This is a genomic window from Comamonas sediminis, from assembly GCF_041107495.1.
GTDB classification, from domain to species: Bacteria; Pseudomonadota; Gammaproteobacteria; order Burkholderiales; family Burkholderiaceae_C; genus Comamonas; species Comamonas sediminis.
The window spans coordinates 229,527-252,301 of the sequence record NZ_JBGBDC010000007.1 but is presented as its reverse complement, the minus strand read 5'-3'; the positions used below and the strand labels follow the sequence as shown (position 1 = coordinate 252,301).

23 protein-coding genes are annotated in these 22,775 nt (G+C 66.9%); 14 read left to right on the top strand and 9 right to left on the bottom strand.

Annotated features, from left to right (window positions below; all coding sequences use genetic code 11):
• The first annotated feature begins 7 nt into the window (after positions 1–7).
• Genes AB7A72_RS17160 through AB7A72_RS17145 form a run of 4 tightly spaced genes read left to right on the top strand, consistent with a single transcriptional unit; the run spans position 8 to position 2,322 of the window.
• Positions 8–325, top strand: coding sequence for a ferredoxin (locus AB7A72_RS17160; protein WP_239810210.1), 318 nt, complete (start codon positions 8–10; stop codon positions 323–325).
• A 9-nt stretch (positions 326–334) separates the two neighbouring features.
• Positions 335–625, top strand: a complete 291-nt coding sequence (locus tag AB7A72_RS17155; RefSeq protein WP_133857530.1) for a 2Fe-2S iron-sulfur cluster-binding protein — start codon at positions 335–337, stop codon at positions 623–625.
• Complete coding sequence (locus tag AB7A72_RS17150) at positions 622–1,368, top strand: sulfite exporter TauE/SafE family protein (protein WP_313335869.1); 747 nt, start codon at positions 622–624, stop codon at positions 1,366–1,368. Before AB7A72_RS17155 ends, AB7A72_RS17150 begins: the two co-directional genes overlap by 4 nt.
• 27 nt (positions 1,369–1,395) lie before the next feature.
• Positions 1,396–2,322: an ornithine cyclodeaminase family protein gene (locus AB7A72_RS17145; RefSeq protein ID WP_369460672.1), complete on the top strand. Its 927-nt coding sequence runs from the start codon at positions 1,396–1,398 to the stop codon at positions 2,320–2,322.
• A 9-nt stretch (positions 2,323–2,331) separates the two neighbouring features.
• Here the strand turns inward: AB7A72_RS17145 and AB7A72_RS17140 are convergent, their stop codons facing one another.
• Positions 2,332–2,985: a GntR family transcriptional regulator gene (locus tag AB7A72_RS17140; RefSeq protein WP_239810207.1), complete on the bottom strand. Its 654-nt coding sequence runs from the start codon at positions 2,983–2,985 to the stop codon at positions 2,332–2,334.
• A gap of 138 nt (positions 2,986–3,123) precedes the next feature.
• Complete coding sequence (locus AB7A72_RS17135; protein ID WP_239810206.1) at positions 3,124–3,354, bottom strand: hypothetical protein; 231 nt, start codon at positions 3,352–3,354, stop codon at positions 3,124–3,126.
• Positions 3,355–3,701: 347 nt separating this feature from the next.
• On the opposite strand from AB7A72_RS17135, the gene AB7A72_RS17130 reads away from it, so the two are divergent.
• Complete coding sequence (locus tag AB7A72_RS17130) at positions 3,702–5,240, top strand: hypothetical protein (RefSeq protein WP_369460671.1); 1,539 nt, start codon at positions 3,702–3,704, stop codon at positions 5,238–5,240.
• 1 nt (position 5,241) lies between these two features.
• On the top strand, positions 5,242–6,723 hold the full coding sequence (locus tag AB7A72_RS17125) for a gamma-glutamyltransferase family protein (protein ID WP_369460670.1): 1,482 nt from the start codon (positions 5,242–5,244) through the stop codon (positions 6,721–6,723).
• Between the two features lie 6 nt (positions 6,724–6,729).
• Here the strand turns inward: AB7A72_RS17125 and glcF are convergent, their stop codons facing one another.
• The 4 genes from glcF to AB7A72_RS17105 all read right to left on the bottom strand — a co-directional run bounded on the left by glcF (position 6,730) and on the right by AB7A72_RS17105 (position 10,735).
• Positions 6,730–7,995 carry a glycolate oxidase subunit GlcF gene (glcF, locus tag AB7A72_RS17120; RefSeq protein WP_312526022.1) on the bottom strand — a complete coding sequence of 422 codons (1,266 nt, stop codon included), beginning with the start codon at positions 7,993–7,995 and terminating at the stop codon, positions 6,730–6,732.
• 33 nt (positions 7,996–8,028) lie between these two features.
• Positions 8,029–9,168, bottom strand: a complete 1,140-nt coding sequence (glcE, locus tag AB7A72_RS17115; RefSeq protein ID WP_369460669.1) for a glycolate oxidase subunit GlcE — start codon at positions 9,166–9,168, stop codon at positions 8,029–8,031.
• 82 nt (positions 9,169–9,250) lie between these two features.
• A complete protein-coding gene (locus AB7A72_RS17110; RefSeq protein ID WP_369460668.1) occupies positions 9,251–10,198 on the bottom strand; it encodes an SMP-30/gluconolactonase/LRE family protein in 948 nt (315 codons plus the stop codon).
• Positions 10,199–10,273: 75 nt separating this feature from the next.
• Positions 10,274–10,735, bottom strand: a complete 462-nt coding sequence (locus AB7A72_RS17105; RefSeq protein ID WP_313336719.1) for an Lrp/AsnC family transcriptional regulator — start codon at positions 10,733–10,735, stop codon at positions 10,274–10,276.
• Between the two features lie 100 nt (positions 10,736–10,835).
• Here AB7A72_RS17105 and AB7A72_RS17100 point away from each other — a divergent pair, with 100 nt between their 5' ends.
• Positions 10,836–13,124: an aminotransferase class V-fold PLP-dependent enzyme gene (locus AB7A72_RS17100; protein ID WP_369460667.1), complete on the top strand. Its 2,289-nt coding sequence runs from the start codon at positions 10,836–10,838 to the stop codon at positions 13,122–13,124.
• Between the two features lie 75 nt (positions 13,125–13,199).
• Here AB7A72_RS17100 and AB7A72_RS17095 read toward each other — a convergent pair whose 3' ends face one another.
• The 3 genes from AB7A72_RS17095 to AB7A72_RS17085 all read right to left on the bottom strand — a co-directional run bounded on the left by AB7A72_RS17095 (position 13,200) and on the right by AB7A72_RS17085 (position 15,687).
• Positions 13,200–14,507, bottom strand: coding sequence for an ammonium transporter (locus tag AB7A72_RS17095; RefSeq protein ID WP_239810199.1), 1,308 nt, complete (start codon positions 14,505–14,507; stop codon positions 13,200–13,202).
• 66 nt (positions 14,508–14,573) lie between these two features.
• The gene (gene glnK / locus AB7A72_RS17090) at positions 14,574–14,912 is read right to left on the bottom strand and encodes a P-II family nitrogen regulator (protein WP_027010591.1); all 339 of its coding nucleotides are present in this window, start codon (positions 14,910–14,912) and stop codon (positions 14,574–14,576) included.
• Positions 14,913–14,955: 43 nt separating this feature from the next.
• The gene (locus AB7A72_RS17085) at positions 14,956–15,687 is read right to left on the bottom strand and encodes a TorF family putative porin (protein WP_239812814.1); all 732 of its coding nucleotides are present in this window, start codon (positions 15,685–15,687) and stop codon (positions 14,956–14,958) included.
• A 328-nt stretch (positions 15,688–16,015) separates the two neighbouring features.
• Here AB7A72_RS17085 and AB7A72_RS17080 point away from each other — a divergent pair, with 328 nt between their 5' ends.
• The 7 genes from AB7A72_RS17080 (at position 16,016) to AB7A72_RS17050 (ending at position 22,767) form a co-directional block, all read left to right on the top strand.
• Complete coding sequence (locus AB7A72_RS17080; protein ID WP_369460666.1) at positions 16,016–17,560, top strand: YifB family Mg chelatase-like AAA ATPase; 1,545 nt, start codon at positions 16,016–16,018, stop codon at positions 17,558–17,560.
• 157 nt (positions 17,561–17,717) lie between these two features.
• Positions 17,718–18,944: an ABC transporter substrate-binding protein gene (locus AB7A72_RS17075; RefSeq protein WP_369460665.1), complete on the top strand. Its 1,227-nt coding sequence runs from the start codon at positions 17,718–17,720 to the stop codon at positions 18,942–18,944.
• On the top strand, positions 18,941–19,717 hold the full coding sequence (locus tag AB7A72_RS17070) for an ABC transporter ATP-binding protein (RefSeq protein WP_312462272.1): 777 nt from the start codon (positions 18,941–18,943) through the stop codon (positions 19,715–19,717). Before AB7A72_RS17075 ends, AB7A72_RS17070 begins: the two co-directional genes overlap by 4 nt.
• The gene (locus tag AB7A72_RS17065; RefSeq protein WP_369460664.1) at positions 19,714–20,436 is read left to right on the top strand and encodes an ABC transporter ATP-binding protein; all 723 of its coding nucleotides are present in this window, start codon (positions 19,714–19,716) and stop codon (positions 20,434–20,436) included. The genes AB7A72_RS17070 and AB7A72_RS17065 overlap by 4 nt, the downstream gene beginning before the upstream one ends.
• Entirely contained in the window at positions 20,436–21,299 is an 864-nt protein-coding gene (locus AB7A72_RS17060; RefSeq protein ID WP_312414074.1) for a branched-chain amino acid ABC transporter permease, read from the top strand. The genes AB7A72_RS17065 and AB7A72_RS17060 overlap by 1 nt, the downstream gene beginning before the upstream one ends.
• Entirely contained in the window at positions 21,296–22,207 is a 912-nt protein-coding gene (locus AB7A72_RS17055) for a branched-chain amino acid ABC transporter permease (protein ID WP_239810193.1), read from the top strand. The genes AB7A72_RS17060 and AB7A72_RS17055 overlap by 4 nt, the downstream gene beginning before the upstream one ends.
• Positions 22,204–22,767, top strand: coding sequence for a carboxymuconolactone decarboxylase family protein (locus AB7A72_RS17050; protein ID WP_369460663.1), 564 nt, complete (start codon positions 22,204–22,206; stop codon positions 22,765–22,767). Before AB7A72_RS17055 ends, AB7A72_RS17050 begins: the two co-directional genes overlap by 4 nt.
• Positions 22,768–22,775 lie beyond the last annotated feature (8 nt).

Sequence of the window (22,775 nt, the reverse complement as noted above, 5' to 3'; positions counted from 1 at the left end):
AATGCCCATGTTTGTGATCTTGACCAGCAAGCCCGGCCAGTACCGCACACAAGCCAATGCCGACATTGCGCTGTGCGAAGCCTGGGATTACCACTTCTGCGGCCGCCTGCTGGCCCGCTTTGCGGTGGGCGAGTTGCTGCGCGAAACCAAGGTGCAGGTGATCGAGGATGGCCCCGGCGGCACCACCAACCTGGTGCCTTCCAAGTTTCTGGAGCGCTTTGACTCGCTGGAGCAAGCCCGCCAGGAGCTGCAGCACCTGTGCCAGTTCGGCGCGCTCGATGCCACGCTGACCACAGCCCCCCTCACCTCTGTGCCCGCCGCCTGATTGCCCCGTATGCCCACCATCACCTTTGTCAGCAACGACAACAAGACCGTCGAAGCCCCGGAAAACAGCAACCTGCTGCGCGTATCGCTGCGCGAGAAAGGCGGCATCCCCTTCAAATGCGGCGGTGGCCTGTGCGGCACCTGCAAATGCCGCATTGAAGAAGGCCTGGCCCACACCGATGCGATCAAGGCCAAGGAGCGCAAGCATTTCAGCGATGAAGAGTTTGCGCAGGGGCACCGCCTGGCCTGCCAGACCTTTGTCAACGGCGACATCAAGGTCAGCTGGGTGCCCCGGCCATGAGCGCATGGACGGCGATGGCCGAGCACCTCTCCTGGGGCCGCTACCTGGCCATGGGGCTGATGGTGCTCGCCGGTGCCGCCATGCAGGGCGTCGGCGGCCTGGGCTATGCGATGTTCTGCGCGCCGCTGGCGGCGATCTTCTTCCCCGAGCTGGTGCCCGGCCCCTTGCTGGCCGTGGGCGCGCCGCTGGCCTTGCTGGCTTATCTGCGTGAGCGCGATGCCCTCAACCGCCAGGTCGCTGCCGCCACCTTGGTGGGCCGGGTCATCGGCACCTTTGCGGCCGCCGGGCTGCTGGTGCTGTTCAGTGCCCATGCGCTGTCGGTTCTGTTTGCGGTGCTGATCCTGGCCGCCGTCAGCCTCAGCACCCTGGGCTGGCGCGTGCAGCCCAGCACCACCAACCTGTCGATTGCCGGTGTGGCCAGCGGCATCATGGGCACCATCACCGCCGCGGGCGGCCCGCCGTTTGCGATTGCGATGCAGCACCTGGCGCCGGCGACGATGCGCTCCACCCTCGGTGTGGTCTTTTTTGCCGGCACCATCGTCTCGCTCACCGCGCTTGCCTGGGTGGGGCGCATGGGCAGCGGCCAATGGCTGCTCAGCCTGGTGCTGCTGCCCTGGATGCTGGGCGGCTTTCTGGCCTCCAACCGGCTGGCCCGCCATGTCTCCAAGGCCACCATCCGCCGCTGGCTGCTGGGCACCGCCGCCGTCAGCGCCTGCATCATCCTGCTGCGCGTCTGGCTCTGATTTCCACCCTCACCCACCCTACACACCATGCTGCACATCACCGATGCCATGGTGGACACCCTGGTGTCCACCGACCAAGCCCTGCAGGCCATGCACCGCGCCTTTGCCGCCTTTGGCGCGGGCGAGGCAGCGATGCAGGCGCGCGAGCGCACCGATGCCGGGGGCGTCAAGCTCTCCACGCTGGGCGCCGTCATCCCCGCACAAGGCGTCACCGGCGCCAAGGTCTACACCACCATTGCCGGCCAGTTCAACTTTGTCATCCTGCTGTTCTCAACCGAGACCGGCGCGCCGCTGGCCACCCTCGATGCCAATGCGATCACACGCCTGCGCACCGCCGCGACCACGGTGCTGGTGGCCCAGCATCTGGCGCCCGCCAATGCGCGCCGTCTGTTCCTGTGCGGCGCCGGCGTGCAAGGCCTCGCCCATGCGCAGCAGATGGTGCAGCACTTCGGGCTGCAGCGCATCGATGTGTTCGACCCCTATGCACCCAACGGCCTGGAAGCACGCCTGGCGCAGCTGACCGGTCTGCCCGAGACGCAGATCCGCCGCGTGGCGCACACCCAGGGCGTCGGCGAGGCCGACATCATCGTCACCGCCTCGCGCGCCAAGGAGCCGCTGTTCAACGGGGAACATGTCGCCCCCCATGCACTGGTCGCTGCGATTGGCTCCAGCCTGCCCCACACCCGCGAGCTTGACGATGCCTTGCTGGCGCGTGCGCAGCTGATTGCCGTGGAATGGAAAAAACAGGCGACCAGCGAAGCGGGCGACCTGGTGCTGGCGGACCCGGGCTTGTCGCTGGCGGGCAAGCTGGTGGAGCTGGGCGATATCGTCAGCGGCCGCTATGCCGTCAGCGCGCAGCCGGCCATCCGGCTGTACAAGGCCGTGGGCGTGGGTTTGGAAGATATTGCGCTGGCGGGTGTGGCTTACCAGAACTACCTGGCCAGCCAATCGTAAACGCGGAACTCAGGGCTCGATGCCGGCCGCGTTGTAGATATGGCGCGCGGCCAGCAGGCCGGCCAGTTCCGGATCGCCCTTGATCACCGCGCGCAGGATGGCGGCATGCTCTTCCCAGTTCTGGGGCGCACGCGCCTGGCTGCGGGGCGCAAACAGCACTTCGGTGCGGTCACGCAGGGACAGCATCACCTCTTGCAGCACGGAGTTGGCGGCGATCTTGCCCAGCGCCAGGTGGAACTTCTGGTTCAGCACGGCCAGCACATCGGCATCGCCCGAATGGGCGTTCTTGGTGCCCTCGGCCAGCAAGGCCTCCAGCGCGGCAATCTGCTCGGGGTCATGGCGCTTGGCGGCCAGGCGCGCATTGAGCGCCTCCAGGGTGGCGCGCACCTCGACCAGCTCGCGCAGCAGGTCGCCATGGAACTTGGCCACCGAGGCACCACGCCGGGGCTCGATGATCACCAGGCCACTGGCAGCCAGCTGGCGCAGGGCCTCGCGCACAGGCATGCGCGAGACCGAAAACTCCTCGGACAGACGCTCCTCCACCAGCCGCTCCCCCGAGGCGAGTTCGCCAGACATGATCTTCTCGCGCAAGGCCTCCACCAGCTGCTGGGTCAGCGGCGAGTGGTTCAGTGCAGGTTTTTTGTCTCCGTTGGCAATGGGCATGAAAGTCGGTCCGTTCGGTACGTTGCAAGCCCCGGGTTGCGGCATCGGCTGCCATGCTCCCCCAGGGTCGCACCCAGTTTACATGCCCGGCAAGGGTTTGCAGCGCCTTCGCCGTGCCTTGTATACAGAAATCGGCGTTCAGCGCTGGGTGCGGCGGATCTCCGCCAGCGAGCGCGTGTCCTGCATCGCCTGCGCCCAGAGACGGCCCGGCTCCAGCTCAGCGAGGCGCTTGGCCTGCCAGCGCACAAAGGCATTTTCGATGGCCGAGAGCCAGCCCAGTGACGCGGGCAACAAGGCCTGGCGGGGCTCGCGCAGGTTCAGCAGATCGGTTTGCTGGGCAGCAATGGCTTGGGAAGCAGTGTTCTTCATCGGATAGCTCCTGGATGACCTAGTAATTACCCTAGTGTATCCAGTGTACAAATCCATGTCCTTGATCTGGGTTCATAACCATGCGCTATCCAAGCCTTTGATACGGCTTGCAAATACAGGCAAAAACAGCATTCCCCCAGCGCTGTGAACCTTGTTCATCCAAAGCCATCACCTCGAATTCCTTCAGAGAATTTTTCTTTTTTGTATACGAAAACTAACTTATTGGCTATTTAACCCGGGTTTATCGCATGCTGCGACGCAATATTTCTGGTATTCCCTGATGATTTTTTGATTCATTGTATTTAGTATACAAATTGGCTGTATCAACATACCAAGGAGTAGCCACGATGGATCCGTCAGTCTCTATAGGCCCCGCGCACTGGGCCTACCTCGCCGGGGTGCTGGTCATCATCTTGACCATGGCCTTCCGTGCCAATGTGGTGGTGCCATCGATACTGGCCACCGTCGTCGTGGCCCTCGCCTGGAGCGGCAGCTTCATCACCGGCATTGGAAGCATATTCAGTGCCAGCATGGTGGCCGCCAAGGAGTTGTTCAACATCTTTCTGATCATTGCGCTGATGACGGCCTTGCTCAATGCGCTCAAGGACCTGGGCTCGGACATCCGCATGGTCAAGCCCTTTCGCGCGGTGATGAAAAACGGCCACATGGCCTATTTCATCCTGGCGCTGGTCACCTACCTGATCTCGCTGTTCTTCTGGCCCACGCCTGCGGTGCCACTGGTGGCGGCCGTGCTGCTGCCGGCAGCGATTGCAGCGGGCCTGCCGCCCATCGCAGGGGCGATGGCCATCGCGATTGCCGGTCAGGGCATGGCGCTGTCGTCGGACTATGTGATTGGCGTGGCACCAGGCATCAGCGCCAAGGCCGCCGGCGGCATCAGCGCTGTGGCGGTGGCCGACAAGGCACTGCTGCTGTCCTGGGTGGTCGGCATGATTGCGCTGTTCCTGTCGTACTTCAAGGTGCGCAAGCTCATCGTGCCCAGTGACAACGCACTGCTGGAGCGCTGGGAACTCAACCCCGCCGGCATCAGCGCGCAGATCGAAGGCGCTGGCGCCTTTGACAAGGCCGAGATCGCCAAGGGCACGGCCCACGAAAACGACCTGGGCACCAACTCCGAGCTGGAAGCCGAGTTGCGCAAGACCCAACCGCTGGCCTCGGCCTCCAGGCTGTTTGCCGTCGTCACGCCATTGGCCTTTCTGGTGGTGATTCTGGTGATGGTGGCGCCCAAGTTCACCACCAGCGTGCCCGAGCTCAAGGGCGGCGACGCGGCCATGCTGATCGGCGGCGTGGCTGCGCTGCTGATGATCTGGGCCACCACGGCAGCGCGCGGCTTTCGCAAGATGCTCGATGGCGCGGCGGACCACATCACCGATGGCTTCGTCTTCGCGTTCAAGGCCATGGGTGCGGTGCTGCCCATTGCCGGCTTCTTCTTCATCGGCTCGCATGAGACCGCCGGTCCCATCCTGGGCATTGCCGCCGGCCAGCCGGTGCCCGATCTGCTGTTCGAGCTGGTCAAGGCCAGCCAGCACCTGATTCCCGACAGCCAGCTGCTGGTGTCCTTTGGTGTGCTGCTGATGGGCATGATCACCGGCATTGACGGCTCGGGCTTTGCCGGCCTGCCGCTGACCGGCACCTTGTCCGGAGCGCTGGGCCCTGCCTCCGGCATGGATGTGTCGGCGCTGGCCGCCCTGGGCCAGATGGGCGCGGTATGGACCGGCGGTGGCACCCTGATTGCGTGGTCCTCGCTGATCGCGGTGGCAGGCTTTGCGCGGGTGAATGTGCTGGAGCTGGCCCGGGCGCTGCTGATACCTGTGGTGCTGGGTCTGATGGCAGCCGTGTTCACCGCTGTCGCTCTCTGGGGCGCTTGAGATGGCGCAGCTGCACCGCCAGGACGCGCCAGGCGCAGCAGGCGTACTGGGCCGGGGCGCGATGGTGGCCACCGGCCACCCGCTGGCTGCGGCGGCCGCGCAGGCCCAGCTGCAGCAAGGCGGCTCGGCCGTCGATGCCGCGATTGCTGCCGATGCGGTGCTGGGCGTCGTCGAGCCGATGGCTACCGGTGTGGGCGGCGACCTGCTGGCCATGCTGGTGCCACCGGGCCAGGCCCCACTGGCCTACAACGGCACCGGGCGTGCGCCGCAGGCTTTGACAGCCGATCTGGTCGAGGCCCTGCCCCAGCGCCGCATCCCGGAGCGCCACCCGCTGTCGGTCACCACGCCCGGCGTGGTGCAAGGCTGGTGGGACCTGCACCAGCGCTTTGGCCAACGCCCGTGGGCGCAGCTGTTCGATGCGGCCGTGCAGGCCGCCAGCCAGGGCTTTGCCGTGGCCCCGGTCGCTGCACGTGAATGGGCGCTGTTCCAACCGGTGATAGCCCGCGATGCCGCCAGCGCCGCGCTGTACCGCGCCGATGCGCCGCCCCGCGCAGGCGAGCGCTTTGACAACCCGGCCCTCGCCCGCTTGCTGCAGGCGGTGGCTGCGCAGGGGCCGCAGGCCTTCTATGCCGGCGCCATTCCCGCTGCCTGCGCCGCTGCGGTGCAGGCAGCCGGCGGCGTGTTGGCCGCGGCAGATTTCAGCGCCCACCAGGGCAACTTCTGCACGCCGGTGAGCACCTCGTTTCGCGGCGCCACCATCTACGAATGCCCGCCCAACACCCATGGCGTGGCCGTGCTCCATGCTCTGGCCGCCATGCAGGACCAGGCCATCGATATGGCCAGCGCGGCCACCCAGGTCGCGCTGGTGCAGGCGATGGAGGCAGCGATGGCCCATGCCCAGCAGACCGTGGCCGACCCGGCCGGCAATACCGTCTGCACCACCGTGGTGGATGGCGATGGCCTGGCCATCAGCCTGATGAGCAGCGTGTTCAAGCGCTTTGGCTCGGGCATTGGTGTGGCCGAGGGCGGCTTTGTGCTGCAGAACCGGGGCCATGGTTTTTCGCAGCCCGGCCATATCAACGGACCGGCGCCGGGCAAACGCCCCTACCACACGGTAGTGCCGGGCGCTGCCACGCGCGATGGCCAATTCCTCGGCGTGTTTGGCGTGGTGGGCGGCGCGATGCAACCCCAAGGCCAGGTGCAGCTGCTGTGCCGCATGCTGGCCGGCGGCGAGGCGCCGCAGCCCGCGTTGAACCAGCCGCGCTGGCGCCTGGAAGGCGGCCGCGTGCTGGCAGTGGAGGCAGGCATGCCGCCTGCGATCACCGCTGCGCTGCGGGCCCAGGGCTACCGCGAGCCGAGTGGCGAAGGCGAGCTGGGCGGGCGCAGCGACTTTGGTGGCGCGCAGTGCATCTGGCGCCTGGCCGATGGCCAGCTCTGCGGCGCATCCGACCACCGCAAGGACGGCCTGGCGCTGGCCGTCTGAGCCGCTTCAGCGCGGCGCCTTGGCGGGCGCCAGCGCCTCGTCGATCACCTCGATCCAGTGGCGCACCGGCACATCGGTGCCCGACTGCAAATGCGAGATGCAGCCGATATTGGCCGACAGGATCGCGGCAGGTGGTGCATCGCTGCAGGCCTGGTTCAGGGTGCCGATCTTGCGGTCGCGCAGCTGGTGCGCAATCTCGGGCTGCAGCAGCGAATAGGTGCCGGCCGAGCCGCAGCACAGGTGCGATTCCACGCGCGAGACGCGGATGTCAAAACCCAGGCGGCGCAGACTGGTCTCCACCCCGCCGCGCAGCTTCTGGCCATGCTGCAAGGTGCAGGGCGGGTGGTAGGCCAATGGGGCCTCGGGCAGGTTCAGCTGGCCCTGCAGGCGCTGCTCCAGCTCGGGCAGCATGTCGGGCAGCAGCTCGCACAAATCACGCGCCAGCGCAGCAATCGCAGCGGCCCGCGCCGCATAGGCCGGGTCATGGCGCAGCAGATGGCCGTAGTCCTTCACCATCACGCCACAGCCCGAGGCCGTGGTCACAATGGCCTCGACCTGTTGGCTCTCCACATGGGGCCACCAGGCATCGATATTGGCTCTCGCCTGCGCCAGCGCGCCCTGCGGGTCGCTCAGGTGCTGCTGCACCGCGCCGCAGCAGGCGGCGGCTGGCGTCACCAAGGTCTGGATGCCCACGGCATCGAGCACCCGCGCAGCGGCCGCATTGATATTGGGCAGCATCACCGGCTGCACGCAGCCGGCCAGCATCAGCACCTTGCGCGCATGGCTGCGTGTGGGCCACTTGCCGGCACGCGGTACGCGCGCCAGCTTGGCCTTGAGCGCTGCCGGCAGCACCGGGCGGGCCAGCCGCCCCAGCGCCAGCGCCGGTCCAAAGGCCTTGGACACCATGCCCTTGCGCAGCGCCCAGCGCTGCAGGCGCTCGGCCGCCGGGCGCTCCACCTTCTGGTCGACGATGTGGCGGCCAATGTCGAGCAGCTTGCCGTACTGCACGCCGCTGGGGCAGGTCGATTCGCAGTTGCGGCAGGTCAGGCAGCGGTCCAGGTGGGTCTGGGTCTTGCGGGTGGGCTCCTGGCCTTCGAGCACCTGCTTGATCAGGTAGATGCGGCCGCGCGGGCCGTCGAGCTCATCGCCCAGCAGCTGGTAGGTGGGGCAGGTGGCGGTGCAAAAGCCGCAATGCACGCACTTGCGCAGAATGGCCTCGGCCTCCTGGCCTTCGGGGGTGTCTTTGAATTCGGGGGCTAATTGGGTTTGCATGGTGCAGGGGTGCCTCGATTAGCTGAGCTCAGCTTAGCTCAACGCCCAGTCGCCCAGGCGGCCGGGATTGAAGATGCCATGGGGGTCGAACGCCTGCTTGAGCCGCTGCTGCACCTGGCGCAGCGCGGGCGAGGCGGGCGTGAAACCAAAATCATCGGATGCGGCCAGGCCCACCTGGGGGCCGGGCCGGAAACACACGGCGCTGCCGCCCACACTGGCGGCCAGCGCCTGCAAGGCCTGGGCATGCTGCATGGGGGCCTGCACCCAGCGCAGTGCGCCGCCCCATTCCATCAGCGGCTGCAGGCCTGCTTCGGTGCAGGGCAGCACCGGCGTGGTGGCCGGCAGCGACAGGCGCCACAGCGCATGGCTCGGGTCCATGTCGCTGAACCAGGGCAGTTGCTGCTCGCGGCAGGCCAGCCAGGCGACATCTGCCTGGCCGTGGTCCAGCATCGTGCCACCCATGCCATCCAGGGCCGACTGCACCGCCGCGACCGCACCGCGCAGCCGCACCAGCAGATGGCCTTGCTCGCCCTCGCCGGATTGCTGCCACAGGCTGGCATTGATGGGCAGCGGCTTGGCGCGCCAGGCCGAGAGTTTGTCCAGCGCCTGCTGCGCTGTGCATTCGTAGTACAGCGTGGCCTGCGCGCGCTGCATCGGCAGCACCTTGAGGCTGATGTCGGTCAGCAGGCCCAGGGTGCCCCAGGCACCGGCCATCAGGCGCGACACGTCATAGCCCGCGACGTTCTTCATCACCTGGCCGCCAAAGCGCAGCAGCTCGCCCTGCCCATTGATCAGCTCCAGGCCCAGGATGTAGTCGCGCACGGCGCCGACTGCTGCCCGCGAGGGGCCGGACAGGCCCGCCGCCACCATGCCGCCGACCGTGGCGCCGGGGCCAAAATGCGGCGGGTCAAAAGCCAGGCACTGGCCGCATTCGGCCAAGGCCTGCTCCAGCGCCGCCAGCGGCGTGCCGGACCGCACGGTCACGACCAGCTCACTGGGCTCATAGCTGATGATGCCGCTGTAGCTGCGGGTGTCGAACACCTCGCCGCCCAGGCGTGCACCATAAAAATCCTTGCTGCCACCGCCCCGGATGCGCAGCGGCGTCTTGTGGGCATGGGCGGATCGAACGCGCTCCTGCCAGTCGAGCACGGTGGGGGGAAGAGAGGCAGCCACAGCTTGGTCCATGGCACCATGGTAGCGACAGTTGCGCCCGGCGTACGGCGCTCAAGTTAGATAGGGGACTTTGCGCAGGTTCTCAGAACCCATGCCCGATTTCCCGCCAAGGCTGGGTCGGCAGGCCGGCCACGCCGACGCGCATCGCGAACACGCAGCCTGACAGCGGCAGTTGGGCCAGCTCGTCGCGGCTGCGGCCGTGGCGGGCGGAGGTGACGTACAGGGTGCGGCCATCGCTGCCGCCAAAGCAGGGCATCGTGGGGCACAGCGCCGGGGTGTAGTGGTTGGCGAGGATGCGGCCCTGCGGGGAGATCTGCAGCACGCGTCCGCCCTCGTACATCGCGCACCAGTAGTTGCCTTCGACGTCGACAGCGGCGCCATCGGGCCGGCCGCCGTAGCCGGGCTCGCCCGGTGTCCAGCCCTCGGGCTTGCTGTCAAAACGGATGAAGACCTCACCCTCGCCTTGCGGATAGCCGCTCACGTCGCAGGCAAATTTCTTGACCGTGTGGCTGGGTGTATCGGCCCAGTACATCGTGCGGCGGTCGGGCGACCAGGCCAGGCCATTGGCGTTGGAGACGCCATCGAGCACCTTGCGCACCGTCGTGGTGCCTGTCAGGCCATCGATGCAGTAGAGCGCTGCTACCGGCTCGCGCGGGCCGCTGGCCGGCTCGTGGATGGTGCCCACCCAGAAGCGGCCCTGGGCATCACAGCGGCCATCGTTGCCGCGCTCGGTGGCGGGGTCGATCGGCAGGCGCGCGATGTCGTGCAAGGTACCGCCCCAGTGGGTGGCGCGGCAGATGCGGTCACGCAGCACGACGATCCAGCCGTCCAGCGCGCCGCCGCTGCGGGCCGGTGCCATGCAGCCAGGCTCGGCAGGCATGTCCCAGCGGTCCATATAGCCCGATCCGGGCATCGTGCGCCACAGCTGCTTGCCAGCCACATCAACGCCATAGAGAACACCACCGCTGGCTTGCCAGAAAGGAGACTCCCCCAACGCAAAGGGCTGGCTGACCACGGTATGCCAGATCATGGCGTTCCTTTAAAAATGAATTGCATGGAAAACCCTAAGCATTATCTGTGCCACCTGGCTTGCCGAGAAACTGGCTTATGGAATATAGGACAGCGGCAACGCGGTGGTGAACTTCAGCTCCTCCATCGCAAAGCTGGACGACACATCCAGCAACTGGGTATCGGCAATCAGCCGCTTGTAGACCTTGTCGTAGGCAGCAATATCGGGCACCACCACGCGCAGCAGGTAGTCCACCTCGCCGCTCATGCGGTAGAACTCCACCACCTCGGCAATAGCGGCCACCGCAGCGCGAAAGCGCTCAAACCATTCCTGGCTGTGCGTGCTGGTGCGCACCGCGACAAACACGGTCACGCCCACATTGACCTTGTCGCGGTCCACCAGTACCACCTGGCGCTTGATGACCCCGGCCTCCTTGAGCCGCTGGATACGGCGCCAGCAGGGCGTGGCCGACAGCCCGACCTGGGCTGCCAGTTCGGCGACCTGGGTCTCCGCATCGGCCTGCAGCAACTCCAGCAGTTTACGGTCAATGGAATCCAGTTTCATTTTTTAAGAGATTTTTAGAATAAGAATCTAATATTGTCCAATACCTGGCGAATTTTGCGGCTGTATTCCCTGGCCCGGCCTCGACAATGTGGGCATGGAAATCTACCTCGACGCCAACGCCACCACCCCCGTCCTTCCCCAGGCCCGCGCCGCTGCCCTGGCGGTCATGGCCGATGCCTATGGCAACCCCAGCAGCATCCATGGCAGCGGCCTCAAGGCCCGTGCGCTGCTCGACGAGGCGCGCGCTGCCGCACGCCAGGTGCTGGAGGTGCCCAGCGGCCAGCTGCTGTTCACCAGCGGCGCGACCGAGGGCATCCAGACGGCCGTGCTGTCCGCGCTGAGCGCGCTGCGCCAGCGCCGTGAGGCAGGCGACAGCAGCCCCATGCAGCTGCTCTACGGCGCGACCGAACACAAGGCCGTGCCCGAGGCCCTCAAGCACTGGAATGCCGTGCTCGGCCTTCACCTGCCGGTCACCGCCATCCCCGTGGGCATCGATGGCCGCCATGACCTGGCCTGGCTGCGCACGCAGGCCCCCTCGGCCGGCCTGGTGTGCACGATGGCCGCGAACAACGAAACCGGCGTGGTCAGCGACCTCGATGGCATTGCCGATGCGCTGCGCGGCAGCCCGGCGCTGTGGCTGGTCGACGGCGTGCAGGCGCTGGGCAAGCTGGCGCTCCAACCGGTGGAGCGCGGCATCGACTACGCACCGTTTTCCGGCCACAAGCTCTATGCGCCCAAGGGCGTAGGCATGCTCTATGTGCGCGAGGGCGCGCCCTTTACCCCGCTGCTGGCCGGCGGTGGCCAGGAAGGCGCGCTGCGCGCCGGTACCGAAAACATGGCTGGCATTGCCGCGCTCGGCGCGGTGCTGCGCGCGCTGCAGGACGGCAGCAGCTTTGCCAACGCCGCCACGATGACCGCCCACCGCAGCCAGCTGGAAGCGGCGCTGCGCGATGCCTTTGCCGGTCTGGTGTTCAACGCCCCGCCCGCGCTGTGCCTGCCCACCACGTTGAACTTCTCCGTGCCGGGCCTCAGCGCCAAACTGCTGCTCGATCTGTTTGATGCCGCCGGCCTGCGGGTCAGCGGTGGCTCCGCCTGCAGCGCCAGCAAGGCCCAGCCCAGCTATGTGCTCGAAGCCATGGGCCTGCCCGCCTGGCAGACGGCCGCTGCGGTGCGCATGTCCTTTGGCGCTGCCGATTCGGCCGAGATGATCGCCGAGGCCTGCCAGCGCATCCGCGCCTGCGGCGCCGCACTGCGCGCCAACTGCCTGGTGGAAGCGCCTGAAGACACCGCCCACGGTGCTGCCCCGCTGCTGACGCGCTTTGTCGTCGATGGCGCCTGCTGCTACCTGCTGGCCGATGCCGCCAGCCAGCGCTGCGTGGTGGTCGATCCGCTGCCCGAGCTGGTCGGGCGCCTGGCGCAATGGCTGCGCTGCCGGGGCTTCACGCTGGCCGCCGTGCTGGACACCCACAGCCATGGCGACCATGCCTCATCGGCGGCCGAGCTGCGCGCGGCCGTGCCCGCTGCGCTGCAGGCCGCTGGCGCGGTAGATGCGCTGGGCTGGCCCCAAGGCGCCACGCAGATCGACCTGGGCGCCTACCGCCTGAGCCGGCTGGCGCTGCCCGGCCACACGGCCGACTCCACCGCCTATCTGCTGCATGAAGGCGCGCAGCTGCAGTTGGCGCTGGTCGGCGATACCGTGCTGCCTGGCGCGCTGGGCCGCAGCGATTTTGCGCAGAGCGCGCCGCTCGCCTATGCGGACAGCCTGCGCCTGCTGGCGGAGACCGTGGGCCCGCAGACCCTGCTGCTGCCCGGCCATGACTACGACCACCGCTTTGCCTGCACCCTGGCCGTCGAGGCTGCTGCCCAGCCGCTGCTGGCCGGCGTGCTGCAGGGCCAGCTGGATGCTGCCGCCTTTGCCGCTGCCAAGGCTGCACTGGAGCAGGACCTGGCCCCCACCGCCTACCAAACGATGGCCTGCGGCGCCCGCGTGGAGGCGGCCACGCCCGCCGCATGTGTGGAACTGCCCGCGGCCCGTGCGCAGGCACTGCAGCAGGCCGGCAGCGCCGCGCTGCTGGTGGATGTGCGCGAGCCCTATGAGCAGCAACTGGGCCAGGCGCCGGGCATGGACGAGGGCGCCAGCAGCCAGGCCGTACCGCTGTCGGGCCTGCTCAATGCACTGCCGCAGTGGCTGGCCTTGCCGGCCGATACCCCCGTGGTGTTCTACTGCCGCAGCGGCAACCGCAGTGCCCAGGCGGCCCATGCATTGCGCCGGCTGGGCCACCACCAGGCCTTCAGCGTGGCCGGTGGCCTGGCGCTGTGGCCAGAGCGTGCCCCGGCATCGGTCTCAGCCGTGTTTCAGGAGCAGATCGTAGACAGGTTCTGAGCGCCAGCACGGCGAAAAAAAAAAGGCCGGCCGGGTTGTACACCCGTCCGGCCCCCCAAGGAGTATCCGCAAGAATCAACGTCCGTAGGCCGCTTCGCCGTGGGAGGTGATGTCCAGGCCTTCGCGTTCGGCCTCTTCCGTCACCCGCAGGCCACCGGTCAGCAGACCTGCCACCTTGTACGAGATCCACGCGGCCACCGCAGACCACACGATGGTGATCAGCACGCCCTTGGTCTGCACCCAGATCTGGTGGGCCATGTTGTAGCCTTCCGGCTCGACGCCACCCAGGCTGGAGGCGCAGAACACACCGGTCAGGATGGCACCCAGGATACCGCCCACGCCGTGCACACCGAAGACGTCGCAGGTGTCATCGACCTTGAGCAGGCGCTTGAGGCCGGACACACCCCACAGGCACAGCGCACCGGCGAGCAGACCCATCACGATGGCACCCATGGGGCCGACAAAACCGGCTGCCGGGGTGATGACCACCAGGCCACCGACGGCACCCGAAGCGGCACCCAGCATCGAAGGCTTGCCCTTGTGCAGGGTTTCGCAGACCAACCAGCTCACGCAAGCTGCGCCGGTGGCCACGATGGTATTGATGAAGGCCAGACCGGCAATACCGTTGGCAGCACCTGCCGAGCCGGCGTTGAAGCCGAACCAGCCCACCCACAGCAGCGATGCGCCCACCATGGTCAGAGTCAGGTTGTGGGGCGCCAGCGCTTCGCGGCCAAAGCCCAGGCGCTTGCCCAGCACATAGGAGCCCACCAGACCGGCCACACCGGCGTTGATGTGCACGACGGTGCCGCCGGCAAAGTCCAGTGCGCCATCCTTGCCCAGCAGACCACCGCCCCAGACCATGTGGGCAATCGGCAGGTAGCTCAACGTGAACCACAGCACCGCAAAGATCATCACGGCAGCAAACTTGATGCGCTCGGCAAAGGCACCGACGATCAGCGCCACGGTGATGGCGGCAAACGTGGCCTGGAACGAGACGAACACATACTCAGGCACAGTGGCCATCGCACCCGAGAGCGTATCCGGGGTGATGCCCATCAGGAACACCTTGCCGAAGTCGCCAAAGAAGTTGCCTTCGCCGGAGAAGGTCAGCGAGTAGCCGTAGATGGTCCACAGCACGGTGATCAGCGAAAAGATCGTGAACACCTGGGCCAGCACCGACAGCATGTTCTTGCTGCGCACCAGACCACCGTAGAACAGCGCCAGACCCGGGATGACCATCAGGATCACCAGCATGGTCGAGGTCATGATCCAGGCGGTATCGCCCGCGCTCAGAACGGGAGCTGCCGCATCAGCCGCAGCCGCGTTGCCCGCAGTGGCCAGTGCCACCGCCGCCAGCCCTGCCAAGGAAAGTAGTCGTCTCATGTTGTTCACACCTTCAAGATAAATTGGCTTGTAGCGCGCGCCTTGCCAGCGCGGAGCGCTGTTTTTTTAGATTGCGTTCGGGCCGGTTTCGCCGGTACGGATACGCACCACCTGCTCCAGCGGGGAGACAAAGATCTTGCCGTCGCCGATCTTGCCGGTGCGCGCGGCGTTCTCGATGGCCTCGATCACCCGGTCCACCAGGTCCTCGGCCACCGCGATCTCCAGCTTCACCTTGGGCAGGAAATCCACCACGTACTCGGCGCCTCGGTACAGCTCGGTATGGCCCTTCTGACGTCCAAAGCCCTTGACCTCGCTCACCGTGATGCCTTGCACCCCAATATCGGACAGCGCCTCACGCACTTCATCGAGCTTGAAGGGCTTGATCACCGCCACTACCAGTTTCATGTTCATAAGTTCTCCTGTCGTCACTTATTGCAGCGGCGCTGCATCAAAAAGCCTTGGTCAGCGACACGATCGCACGACCCTTGTTCACAAAGCCGAAGGCGCCTGTCTTGTTGGCACCCACCCAGGCGGCACTCAGCGAGAACCCGTCACCCAGGTCATAGGCACCGCCCACGCTGTAGTCCAGGTAGTTGGGCACGCCCAGGTCCTTGATGTCGCTGGAAAATCGGGTGTAGCCCACGGCCAGCTTCAACGTGGTTTTGGGCGCCACTTCCTGCGCAAACGCCACATTCAGGTAGCCGGTGTTGCGGCCCTTGTACGTGCTGTCGTACTTGGTGCCGGCCCAGCCAAAGTAATCCTTCGATACGGTGTGCGAGTACTTCACGGTCACCGGGCCGTAGGTGCCCGAGCCGTACAGTTCGGTGGTGTTGCCCAGCGTGTTGCCGGGATAGACATAGGTCAGCAGACCCAGGTCCCAATCCACATCGGCGGCCTTGAACTTGTAGCCACCGTAGAAATCCATCTCCACCTTGTTGTTGTCGAGCCAGTCGACGGTGGAGTTCCAGTTACCCACATAAAAGCCGCTGTCGCCAAAGGCGTAATCGACCCCTCCCTGGAGTGCGGGCTTGACCCACTTGGCACTAGAGGACTTCTGGTCCTGACCGCGGAACTTGTAGTTCGTGGTCACGCTCACGTTGGCGGTCAGCTGCGCGCTCGCCACCACCGGCAGCGCCAGGAACGCTGCACCCGCCACCACCATCCAGCCTCTGTTGCTCATCGCCATTGCCACACTCCTTGTTGATGAATTCGACCCATCCGTTGGTGGCAAGCACAATGCACAGAGCGTGCCAAACCTAGCACCACCCCGCGCGTTGTGCGCACCAGACAAGCGCCGCCCGCTATGTTTTTTTGCAAATGCTTACGTTCTCAGCCGCCACCGGGCTGTGCGGGGCAAACGGCGCAGGCTGGGTGCCAGCGGCGCTGCCGCTGCGGGCTGGCGCCCCCTTGTCCCGAAAACCGACTTTTGCGATGCTGGCTGCAGCCGTGCCTCCAAGAGGTGCTTCGCAATGCACCAAAACGGTGCACAACCACAAGGAAGCCAGCCCATGAGTCTCGCCGTGGTGCACAGCCGGGCCCTGGTCGGGCTTACCGGCCACCCCGTCAGCGTCGAAGTCCATCTGGCCAATGGCCTGCCCAGCTTCACCTTGGTCGGCCTGGCCGATCTGGAAGTGAAAGAGGCCCGCGAGCGCGTGCGCTCGGCGCTGCAGAACAGCGGACTGGAGTTCCCGCACAACAAGCGCATCACCGTCAACCTGGCCCCGGCCGACCTGCCCAAGGAATCGGGCCGCTATGACCTGGCCATCGCGGTCGGCATTCTGGCGGCCAGCGGCGCCATCGATGCAGACCGGCTCCAGCACTACGAGTTTGCCGGCGAGCTGTCGCTGTCCGGCGCACTGCGGCCCGTGCGCGGCGCGCTGGCCGCGAGCATGGATCTGCACCAGCGCGGCCAGCATGTACGCCAGGTGCTGCCCCCGGGCAGTGCAGAGGATGCAGCGCTGGTGCCCGATGCCGAGGTCTACCGCGCCAGCCACCTGATGGACGTGGTGCAGCACTTTGCGCCGCAGGCCGCCAGCGCCGAGCCCGATGCAGCCCCCAGCCAGTGGCAGCGCATGCCCGCCCAGAACCGGCCGCCCGAGGCGCCCGGCGCCGACATGGCCGACGTCAAAGGCCAGACCGCCAGCAAGCGGGTGCTGGAGATCGCCGCCTGCGGCGGCCACAACCTGCTGATGCTGGGCGCACCGGGCGCCGGCAAATCGATGCTGGCCCAGCGCTTTGCCGGCCTGCTGCCTGCGCTGAGCGTGGCCGAGGCCCTGGAGAACGCCGCCGTGCACAGCCTGGTCGGCGCCTTTGATGCCCGCAGCTGGGGCCAGCGCACCACCATGGCGCCCCACCACACCGCCAGCGCCGTGGCCCTGGTGGGCGGCGGCAGCCCGCCCCGGCCCGGTGCGATATCGCTGGCCCATTGCGGCGTGCTGTTCCTCGATGAATTGCCTGAGTTCCCCCGCAGCGCGCTCGAAGCACTGCGCGAGCCACTGGAGACTGGCCAGATCAGCATTGCCCGCGCCGCGCAGCAAGCCACCTTTCCCGCCCGCTTTCAGCTGATCGCTGCGATGAACCCCTGCCCCTGCGGCTTTCGGGGCTCGCGCCAGCGCGCCTGCCGCTGCTCGCCCGACCAGGTCAGCCGCTACCAGGCCCGCATCAGCGGCCCCCTCCTCGACCGCATCGACCTGCACCTGGAAGTCAGCCCCCTGCCCGCCGATGAACTGCTGACCGCCCCGGCCGGCGAATCGACCGCCGCCATCCGCGAGCGGGTGACTGCGGCCCGCGCCCGCTCACTGCGGCGCCAGGGCATGCTCAACCAGCAGCTGCAAGGCCAGGCGCTCGATGCCCACTGCCAGGCCGAGCCCGCCGCGCTGCAACTGCTGCAAACCGCCGCCGCCCAGCTGGCCTGGTCTGCACGCGGCATCCACCGCAGCCTGCGCGTGGCCCGCTCGATTGCCGACCTGGCGCAGTCGGAGACCATCAGCCCGGCCCATGTGGCCGAGGCGGTGCAGTACCGGCGGGCATTGTTGGGTACGAGCGGCATGTAGGCAGCGCATGCCCATGCTCATCCCCGCCCTTATGCAAAAAACGCGTTTGCTAAGTCAGAAAAATTAGTTCCTCCCGCAACGCTGCCTTTGCACAATCCCCCCTTTTGCGCCGCGCAGCCCTGCTGCGACTGGCGGGTTTTTGAAAGCGGATATGGGCGTGAGCAAATTGGGCCAGTGGCGAGTCTTGGGCGTGGCGATGGCCTCGCTGTGTGTGGTGGCCGGTGCCAGTGCTGCAGGCGCAGCCAGCGCCCCCAGCGGTGCTCCCATCCGTATCGGCTTGCTGGCGCCGCTGACCGGATCGGGCGGCGCCTATGGCAAGGAAGAGGAAACGGCGGCCAAGGCCGCCGCTGCCCATATCAATGCCCATGGCGGTGTGCTGGGCCGGCCCTTGGAGATCGTGGTGGCCGATGACGAGACCACACCGACCGCCGGGGTGTCCGCCGCGCGCAAGCTGATCGATGTGGACGGCGTGGTGGCGATCACCGGCGTGTGGAGCAGTGCCGTGGCGCTGGCCGTGCGCCCGGTGGCGCTGGAGAAAAGCGTGGCCTTGCTGCCCGTGGGTTCGGCCGATGAGCTGACCGAAGGCGACAACAAGGGCCTGGTCTGGCGCTTCCAGACCAATGGCAAGAACTGGGGCCAGGCCTTTGCCAATGTGGCCTACAAGGATGGCGCCAGGACGGCCTCCATCCTGGTGCTGCAAACGCCCTTCACGCTCAGCACCGTCAAGCCCTTTGCCGAGCGCTTTACGCAGCAGGGCGGCAAGGTGCTCGACACCCTCTACTTCAACCCCAACCAGCCCTCGTACCGGGCCGAGGTGGAAAAGATCTTCAGCAAGAAGCCCGATGCGGTCTTCCTGCCCAGCTATATCCCCGAGTTCAGCGCCATCGTGCGCGAGATTTACCGCAGCGGCTACGAAAGCAAGCTCTACACCTTCAGCCATGCGGCCGACAGCGGCGGCAAGTTTGTGCAGAACGTGGGCAAGGCCGCCGCAGAGGGCGTGAACCATGTGCAGGCCACGCCGGTGGGCAACAACGCCAGCTACCAGCTCTACCTGAAGCAGACCCAGCAGCCCGAAGGCACGATCGTCGCGTTTGGCGCCAATGTGTTCGACGAGATCAATGTGCTGGCGCTGGCCATCGAAAAGGCCAAGAGTGCCAAGGCAGCCGACTTCAGCAAGGAAATCGCCAACGTGGTCAACACCAAGGGCCCCGATGTGCACGACCCCGTGCAGGGCCTGCAACTGATCCGCGCAGGCAAGCCTTTCCGCTACTCCGGCGCGACGGCGGACTTCCGCTTTGCGCCCAATGGCGACCAGGTGGACCTGGACTATGGCCACTACCGCGTGCTCAATGGCGTGAGCAAGCTGGTGGGCACCACCAAATGAGCCTGCAGACAGACGATCTGCTCACGGTTCAGGATGTTCATGTAGGTTTCGGCGAATTCACCGCCCTCGACGGTGCCCACCTGCGCATTGCGCGCGGGGGCATCACCGGCATGGTGGGGCCCAATGGCGCGGGCAAGTCCACGTTGTTCAATGTGCTCGGTGGCCAGCAGGCGCACCAGGGCGGCCGGGTGCTGTTCGACGGGCAGGACATCACGCACTGGTCCGTGCACCGCCGCGCCCAGGCCGGCCTCACCCGTACCTTTCAGATATCGCGCGAGATGGGCGCGCTCACCGTGCTGGAGAACCTGCTGCTCGCCGCCCCCCGGCAACCCGGAGAAAAGCTCTGGCATGCGCTGCTGAACACCGCTGCTGCGCGCCAGCATGAAGCCCAGGCGATGGCGCAGGCCCAGGCCCTGCTGGAGCGCGTGGGCCTATGGCGCCTGGCGCATGAGCGGGCCGACAGCCTCTCGGGCGGCCAGAAGAAACTGCTGGAGCTCTGCCGCGCGCTGATGCTCAAGCCCCGGCTGGTGCTGCTCGATGAGCCGGCAGCCGGTGTCAACCCGGTGCTGGTCGGCGAGATTGCGGACTTTATCCGCAGCCTGCAGGCCGAGGGCATGAGCTTTGCCATCGTGGAACACAACATGGACATGATTGCCGCCCTCTGCGACCCGGTGTATGTGCTGGCGCAGGGCAAGGTGCTGACCCAGGGCAGCTTTGCGCAGGTCTCTGCCCATGCGCAGGTGGTCGAAGCCTACCTCGGAGGTGTGGCATGAGCGCCGAACTGCGTCTGGACAACATCGTGGCCGGCTATGGCGCGCGCGCCGTGCTGCATGGCGTGAGCCTGGATGTCGCACCCGGCTCCAGCCTGGTGGTGGTCGGCCCCAACGGCTCGGGCAAATCCACCTTGATGCGCGTGGTCACCGGGCTGATCCGCCCGCAGTCGGGCCGCGTGCTCTGGGACGGCCGCGACATCACCGCCATCGACGCACCGGGCCGCGCGCGCCTGGGGCTGGGCTATGTGCCGCAGGAGGCCAATGTGTTCCGCAACCTCTCGGTGCTGGACAACCTCAAGCTCGGCCATGAGTTCATCGCCAGCGGTGGCGCCAAGGCCTTGCGCCAGCGGCTCGATGCGGTGCTGGCGCTGTTTCCCGAGATCGTTCCCAAGCTGAACGTGGCGGCCGGCTTGCTCAGCGGCGGCCAGCGGCAGATGGTGGCCATGGGCGCGGCGCTGATGCCATCGCCCCGCCTGCTGGCGCTCGACGAGCCCTCGGCCGGTCTGTCGCCGTTGAATGCATCGCGCCTGTTTGAGGTGGTGCAGCGCGTGGCGCAAACCGGCGTCACCCTGTTCATGATCGAGCAGAACACCCGCCTGGGTCTGGCCGCTGCCGACCAGGGCCTGGTGCTGGTGGCCGGCCAGGTACGGGCGCGCGCGCGCAGCCAGGAGCTGCTGGCCAACGGCCAACTTCAAAGTCTTTATCTGGGGGCGCACTGATGCTGGCGCAGCTCATCTTCAACGGCCTGGTCTCGGGCCTGCTCATTGCGTTGCCGGCGCTGTCGCTGGCCTTGATTTTCAGCGTGCTGCGCTTTGCCAACTACGCCATTGGTGCGATGGTGACCACCGGCGCCTACCTGGTCTATGCCTTCAACGGCCCGCTGAACTGGCCCTTGCCGCTGGCAGTGGCTGCCGGCATGGCGCTCAGCATTGCGCTGGCGCTGCTGCTCGACAGGCTGGTGTTTGCGCCGCTGCGTGGGCGCTCGGGCGTCACCTTGCTGGTGGCCTCGATCGGCCTGGGCCTGGTGCTGGAGAACCTGGTGCGCCTGGTCGCCGGCAATGCGCCGCGCGGCTTTGGGGTCGAGATCGCCCGGCCTGCGCGTCTGCTCGGTCTGCGCGTCAACCAGGAGCAGCTCATCACCCTGGCCTGCGTGCTGGCAGCGCTGGCGCTGGTGTGGCTGGTGTTCCGCTTCACGCGCCTGGGCCGGGCAATGCAGGCCGTGGCCGACAACCCCGATCTGGCGGATGTGCGCGGGATCTCGCGCAAAAAGGTGACGGCCGCCGTCTGGGCGCTGGCCGCCGCGATGGCGACCTTGTCGGGTGTGCTGATCGGCCTGGATTCGAATGTGGACCCGCAGATGGGTTGGAACTACCTGCTGCCGGTCTTCACCGCCGCGATCCTGGGCGGCATCGGCAGCCCGATGGCGGCAGTAGCCGGCGCGCTGCTGCTGGGCGTGACCGAAGAGCTGGCGACCCTGTTCCTGGCGCCCCACTACCGCACGGTGGTGGCCTTTGTGGTCATGGCCTTGTTACTGCTGCTGCGGCCGCACGGCCTGTTTGGCGCCAAGTGGGTGCGCAAATGACAAGCTATCTGATTGCAACCCTGGTGCTGGTGGTCATTGCCACCTTGTCGGGCCTGGCGCTGAACCTGCAATGGGGTCTGGGCGGCCTGGTCAATTTTGGCCTGTTCGGCTTTTACATGCTGGGCGCCTATGCCTGCAGCCTGCTGGAGATGCAGGGTGTGCCGCCTCTCACCGCCATGCTGCTGGCGCTGCTGCTGACGGCGGCGGCCAGTGCGCTGGTCAGCCTGATCTCGGTGCGGCTGAGCGAGGACTACCTGGCCATCGTCACGCTGGGCTTTGCCGAATCGCTGCGGCTCTTCATCAGCTACGAGGAGTGGCTGACCCGGGGCACCCTGGGCATCCCCAACATCGTGCGGCCGTTTGCCGACCTGGTGCCCACAGCCTGGCGGGACCTGTTCTTTCTGGGCTTCTGCCTGGTCTGGCTGGCGCTGGTGTTTGTGGTGCTGCAGCGTCTGGCGCGCTCGCCCTTCGGCCGCCTGCTGCGTGCCACGCGCGAGGACGCGGGCGTGGCCGAGGCACTGGGCAAGAACGTGCTCTGGGTGCGGGCGCGCAGCTTTGCGCTGGGCGGCGCCATCCTGGGCATTGCCGGCAGCCTGCACGCGTTCTACTACACCTATATCGACCCGACCCAGTTCACCACCATCCTGACCGCCTATGCCTTCATGGCGGTGATCCTGGGCGGGCGCGGCAGCCATGCCGGCGTGCTGGTTGCCGGCTTCACGGTGATCCTGCTGCTCGAGGGCAGCCGCATGCTGGCCGGCGTCATCCCCTGGCTCGATGGCGCGCAGCTGGCCGCCATCCGCCTGTCGCTGGTCGGCGTGCTGCTGCTGGCGATGCTGATCTTCAAACCCAACGGCTTGCTGCCGGAATACCGGCTGGGCCCCCGCTCTCAAGGAACCTCACCATGACCCGAATCACCCGCAAATCCCGCGACGACCTGCCCGCCGCAGAGCAACCGCTGTGGGACCGCATGCTGGCCGCTGGCGATTTTGCCGACCAGGCCGGCGTCATGGCGCAGCGCCTGCCGATCTTCTCGCAGACCTGGGCGCTGTTGCTGCAGCTGGGCCAGGAGGCGGTGCTGCCCAAGCGCTACACCGAGCTGGCCATCGTCACCGTCTCGCTGCTCAATGAATGTGAGTACTGCATCGACCACCACGGCCCCAAGCTGCAGGTCGAAGGCCTGTCGGCGGACGGCGTGCGAACGCTGCTGGACTACGCCAACCACCCCGAACTGAACGAGGTGGACCGCCTGGTGGTCGAGTACGCGATCGCGGTGACCCGGAACTGGAGCCAGACGCGCGACGAGATCTTTGTGCGCCTGCACCAGCACTTCAGCGAAGCGCAGATTGTCGAGCTGACCTGGCGCACCGCGCTGTGCGGCGCCTTCAACCGCTTCAACGACATCCTGCAGGTGCAGACCGCGCCCCTGGCCAGCCCGGCAGTCAGCGAAACCGCCGCACAGGCCTGAGCACCGAA

What these genes read in the sequence shown, in the direction of transcription:
- AB7A72_RS17160 (WP_239810210.1), top strand. Translation starts at nt 8, where the DNA reads ATGTTTGTGATCTTGACCAGCAAGCCCGGCCAGTACCGCACACAAGCC.
- AB7A72_RS17155 (WP_133857530.1), top strand. Translation starts at nt 335, where the DNA reads ATGCCCACCATCACCTTTGTCAGCAACGACAACAAGACCGTCGAAGCC.
- AB7A72_RS17150 (WP_313335869.1), top strand. Translation starts at nt 622, where the DNA reads ATGAGCGCATGGACGGCGATGGCCGAGCACCTCTCCTGGGGCCGCTAC.
- AB7A72_RS17145 (WP_369460672.1), top strand. Translation starts at nt 1,396, where the DNA reads ATGCTGCACATCACCGATGCCATGGTGGACACCCTGGTGTCCACCGAC.
- AB7A72_RS17140 (WP_239810207.1), bottom strand. Translation starts at nt 2,985, where the DNA reads ATGCCCATTGCCAACGGAGACAAAAAACCTGCACTGAACCACTCGCCG.
- AB7A72_RS17135 (WP_239810206.1), bottom strand. Translation starts at nt 3,354, where the DNA reads ATGAAGAACACTGCTTCCCAAGCCATTGCTGCCCAGCAAACCGATCTG.
- AB7A72_RS17130 (WP_369460671.1), top strand. Translation starts at nt 3,702, where the DNA reads ATGGATCCGTCAGTCTCTATAGGCCCCGCGCACTGGGCCTACCTCGCC.
- AB7A72_RS17125 (WP_369460670.1), top strand. Translation starts at nt 5,242, where the DNA reads ATGGCGCAGCTGCACCGCCAGGACGCGCCAGGCGCAGCAGGCGTACTG.
- glcF (WP_312526022.1), bottom strand. Translation starts at nt 7,995, where the DNA reads ATGCAAACCCAATTAGCCCCCGAATTCAAAGACACCCCCGAAGGCCAG.
- AB7A72_RS17110 (WP_369460668.1), bottom strand. Translation starts at nt 10,198, where the DNA reads ATGATCTGGCATACCGTGGTCAGCCAGCCCTTTGCGTTGGGGGAGTCT.
- AB7A72_RS17100 (WP_369460667.1), top strand. Translation starts at nt 10,836, where the DNA reads ATGGAAATCTACCTCGACGCCAACGCCACCACCCCCGTCCTTCCCCAG.
- AB7A72_RS17095 (WP_239810199.1), bottom strand. Translation starts at nt 14,507, where the DNA reads ATGAGACGACTACTTTCCTTGGCAGGGCTGGCGGCGGTGGCACTGGCC.
- glnK (WP_027010591.1), bottom strand. Translation starts at nt 14,912, where the DNA reads ATGAAACTGGTAGTGGCGGTGATCAAGCCCTTCAAGCTCGATGAAGTG.
- AB7A72_RS17085 (WP_239812814.1), bottom strand. Translation starts at nt 15,687, where the DNA reads ATGAGCAACAGAGGCTGGATGGTGGTGGCGGGTGCAGCGTTCCTGGCG.
- AB7A72_RS17080 (WP_369460666.1), top strand. Translation starts at nt 16,016, where the DNA reads ATGAGTCTCGCCGTGGTGCACAGCCGGGCCCTGGTCGGGCTTACCGGC.
- AB7A72_RS17070 (WP_312462272.1), top strand. Translation starts at nt 18,941, where the DNA reads ATGAGCCTGCAGACAGACGATCTGCTCACGGTTCAGGATGTTCATGTA.
- AB7A72_RS17065 (WP_369460664.1), top strand. Translation starts at nt 19,714, where the DNA reads ATGAGCGCCGAACTGCGTCTGGACAACATCGTGGCCGGCTATGGCGCG.
- AB7A72_RS17060 (WP_312414074.1), top strand. Translation starts at nt 20,436, where the DNA reads ATGCTGGCGCAGCTCATCTTCAACGGCCTGGTCTCGGGCCTGCTCATT.
- AB7A72_RS17055 (WP_239810193.1), top strand. Translation starts at nt 21,296, where the DNA reads ATGACAAGCTATCTGATTGCAACCCTGGTGCTGGTGGTCATTGCCACC.
- AB7A72_RS17050 (WP_369460663.1), top strand. Translation starts at nt 22,204, where the DNA reads ATGACCCGAATCACCCGCAAATCCCGCGACGACCTGCCCGCCGCAGAG.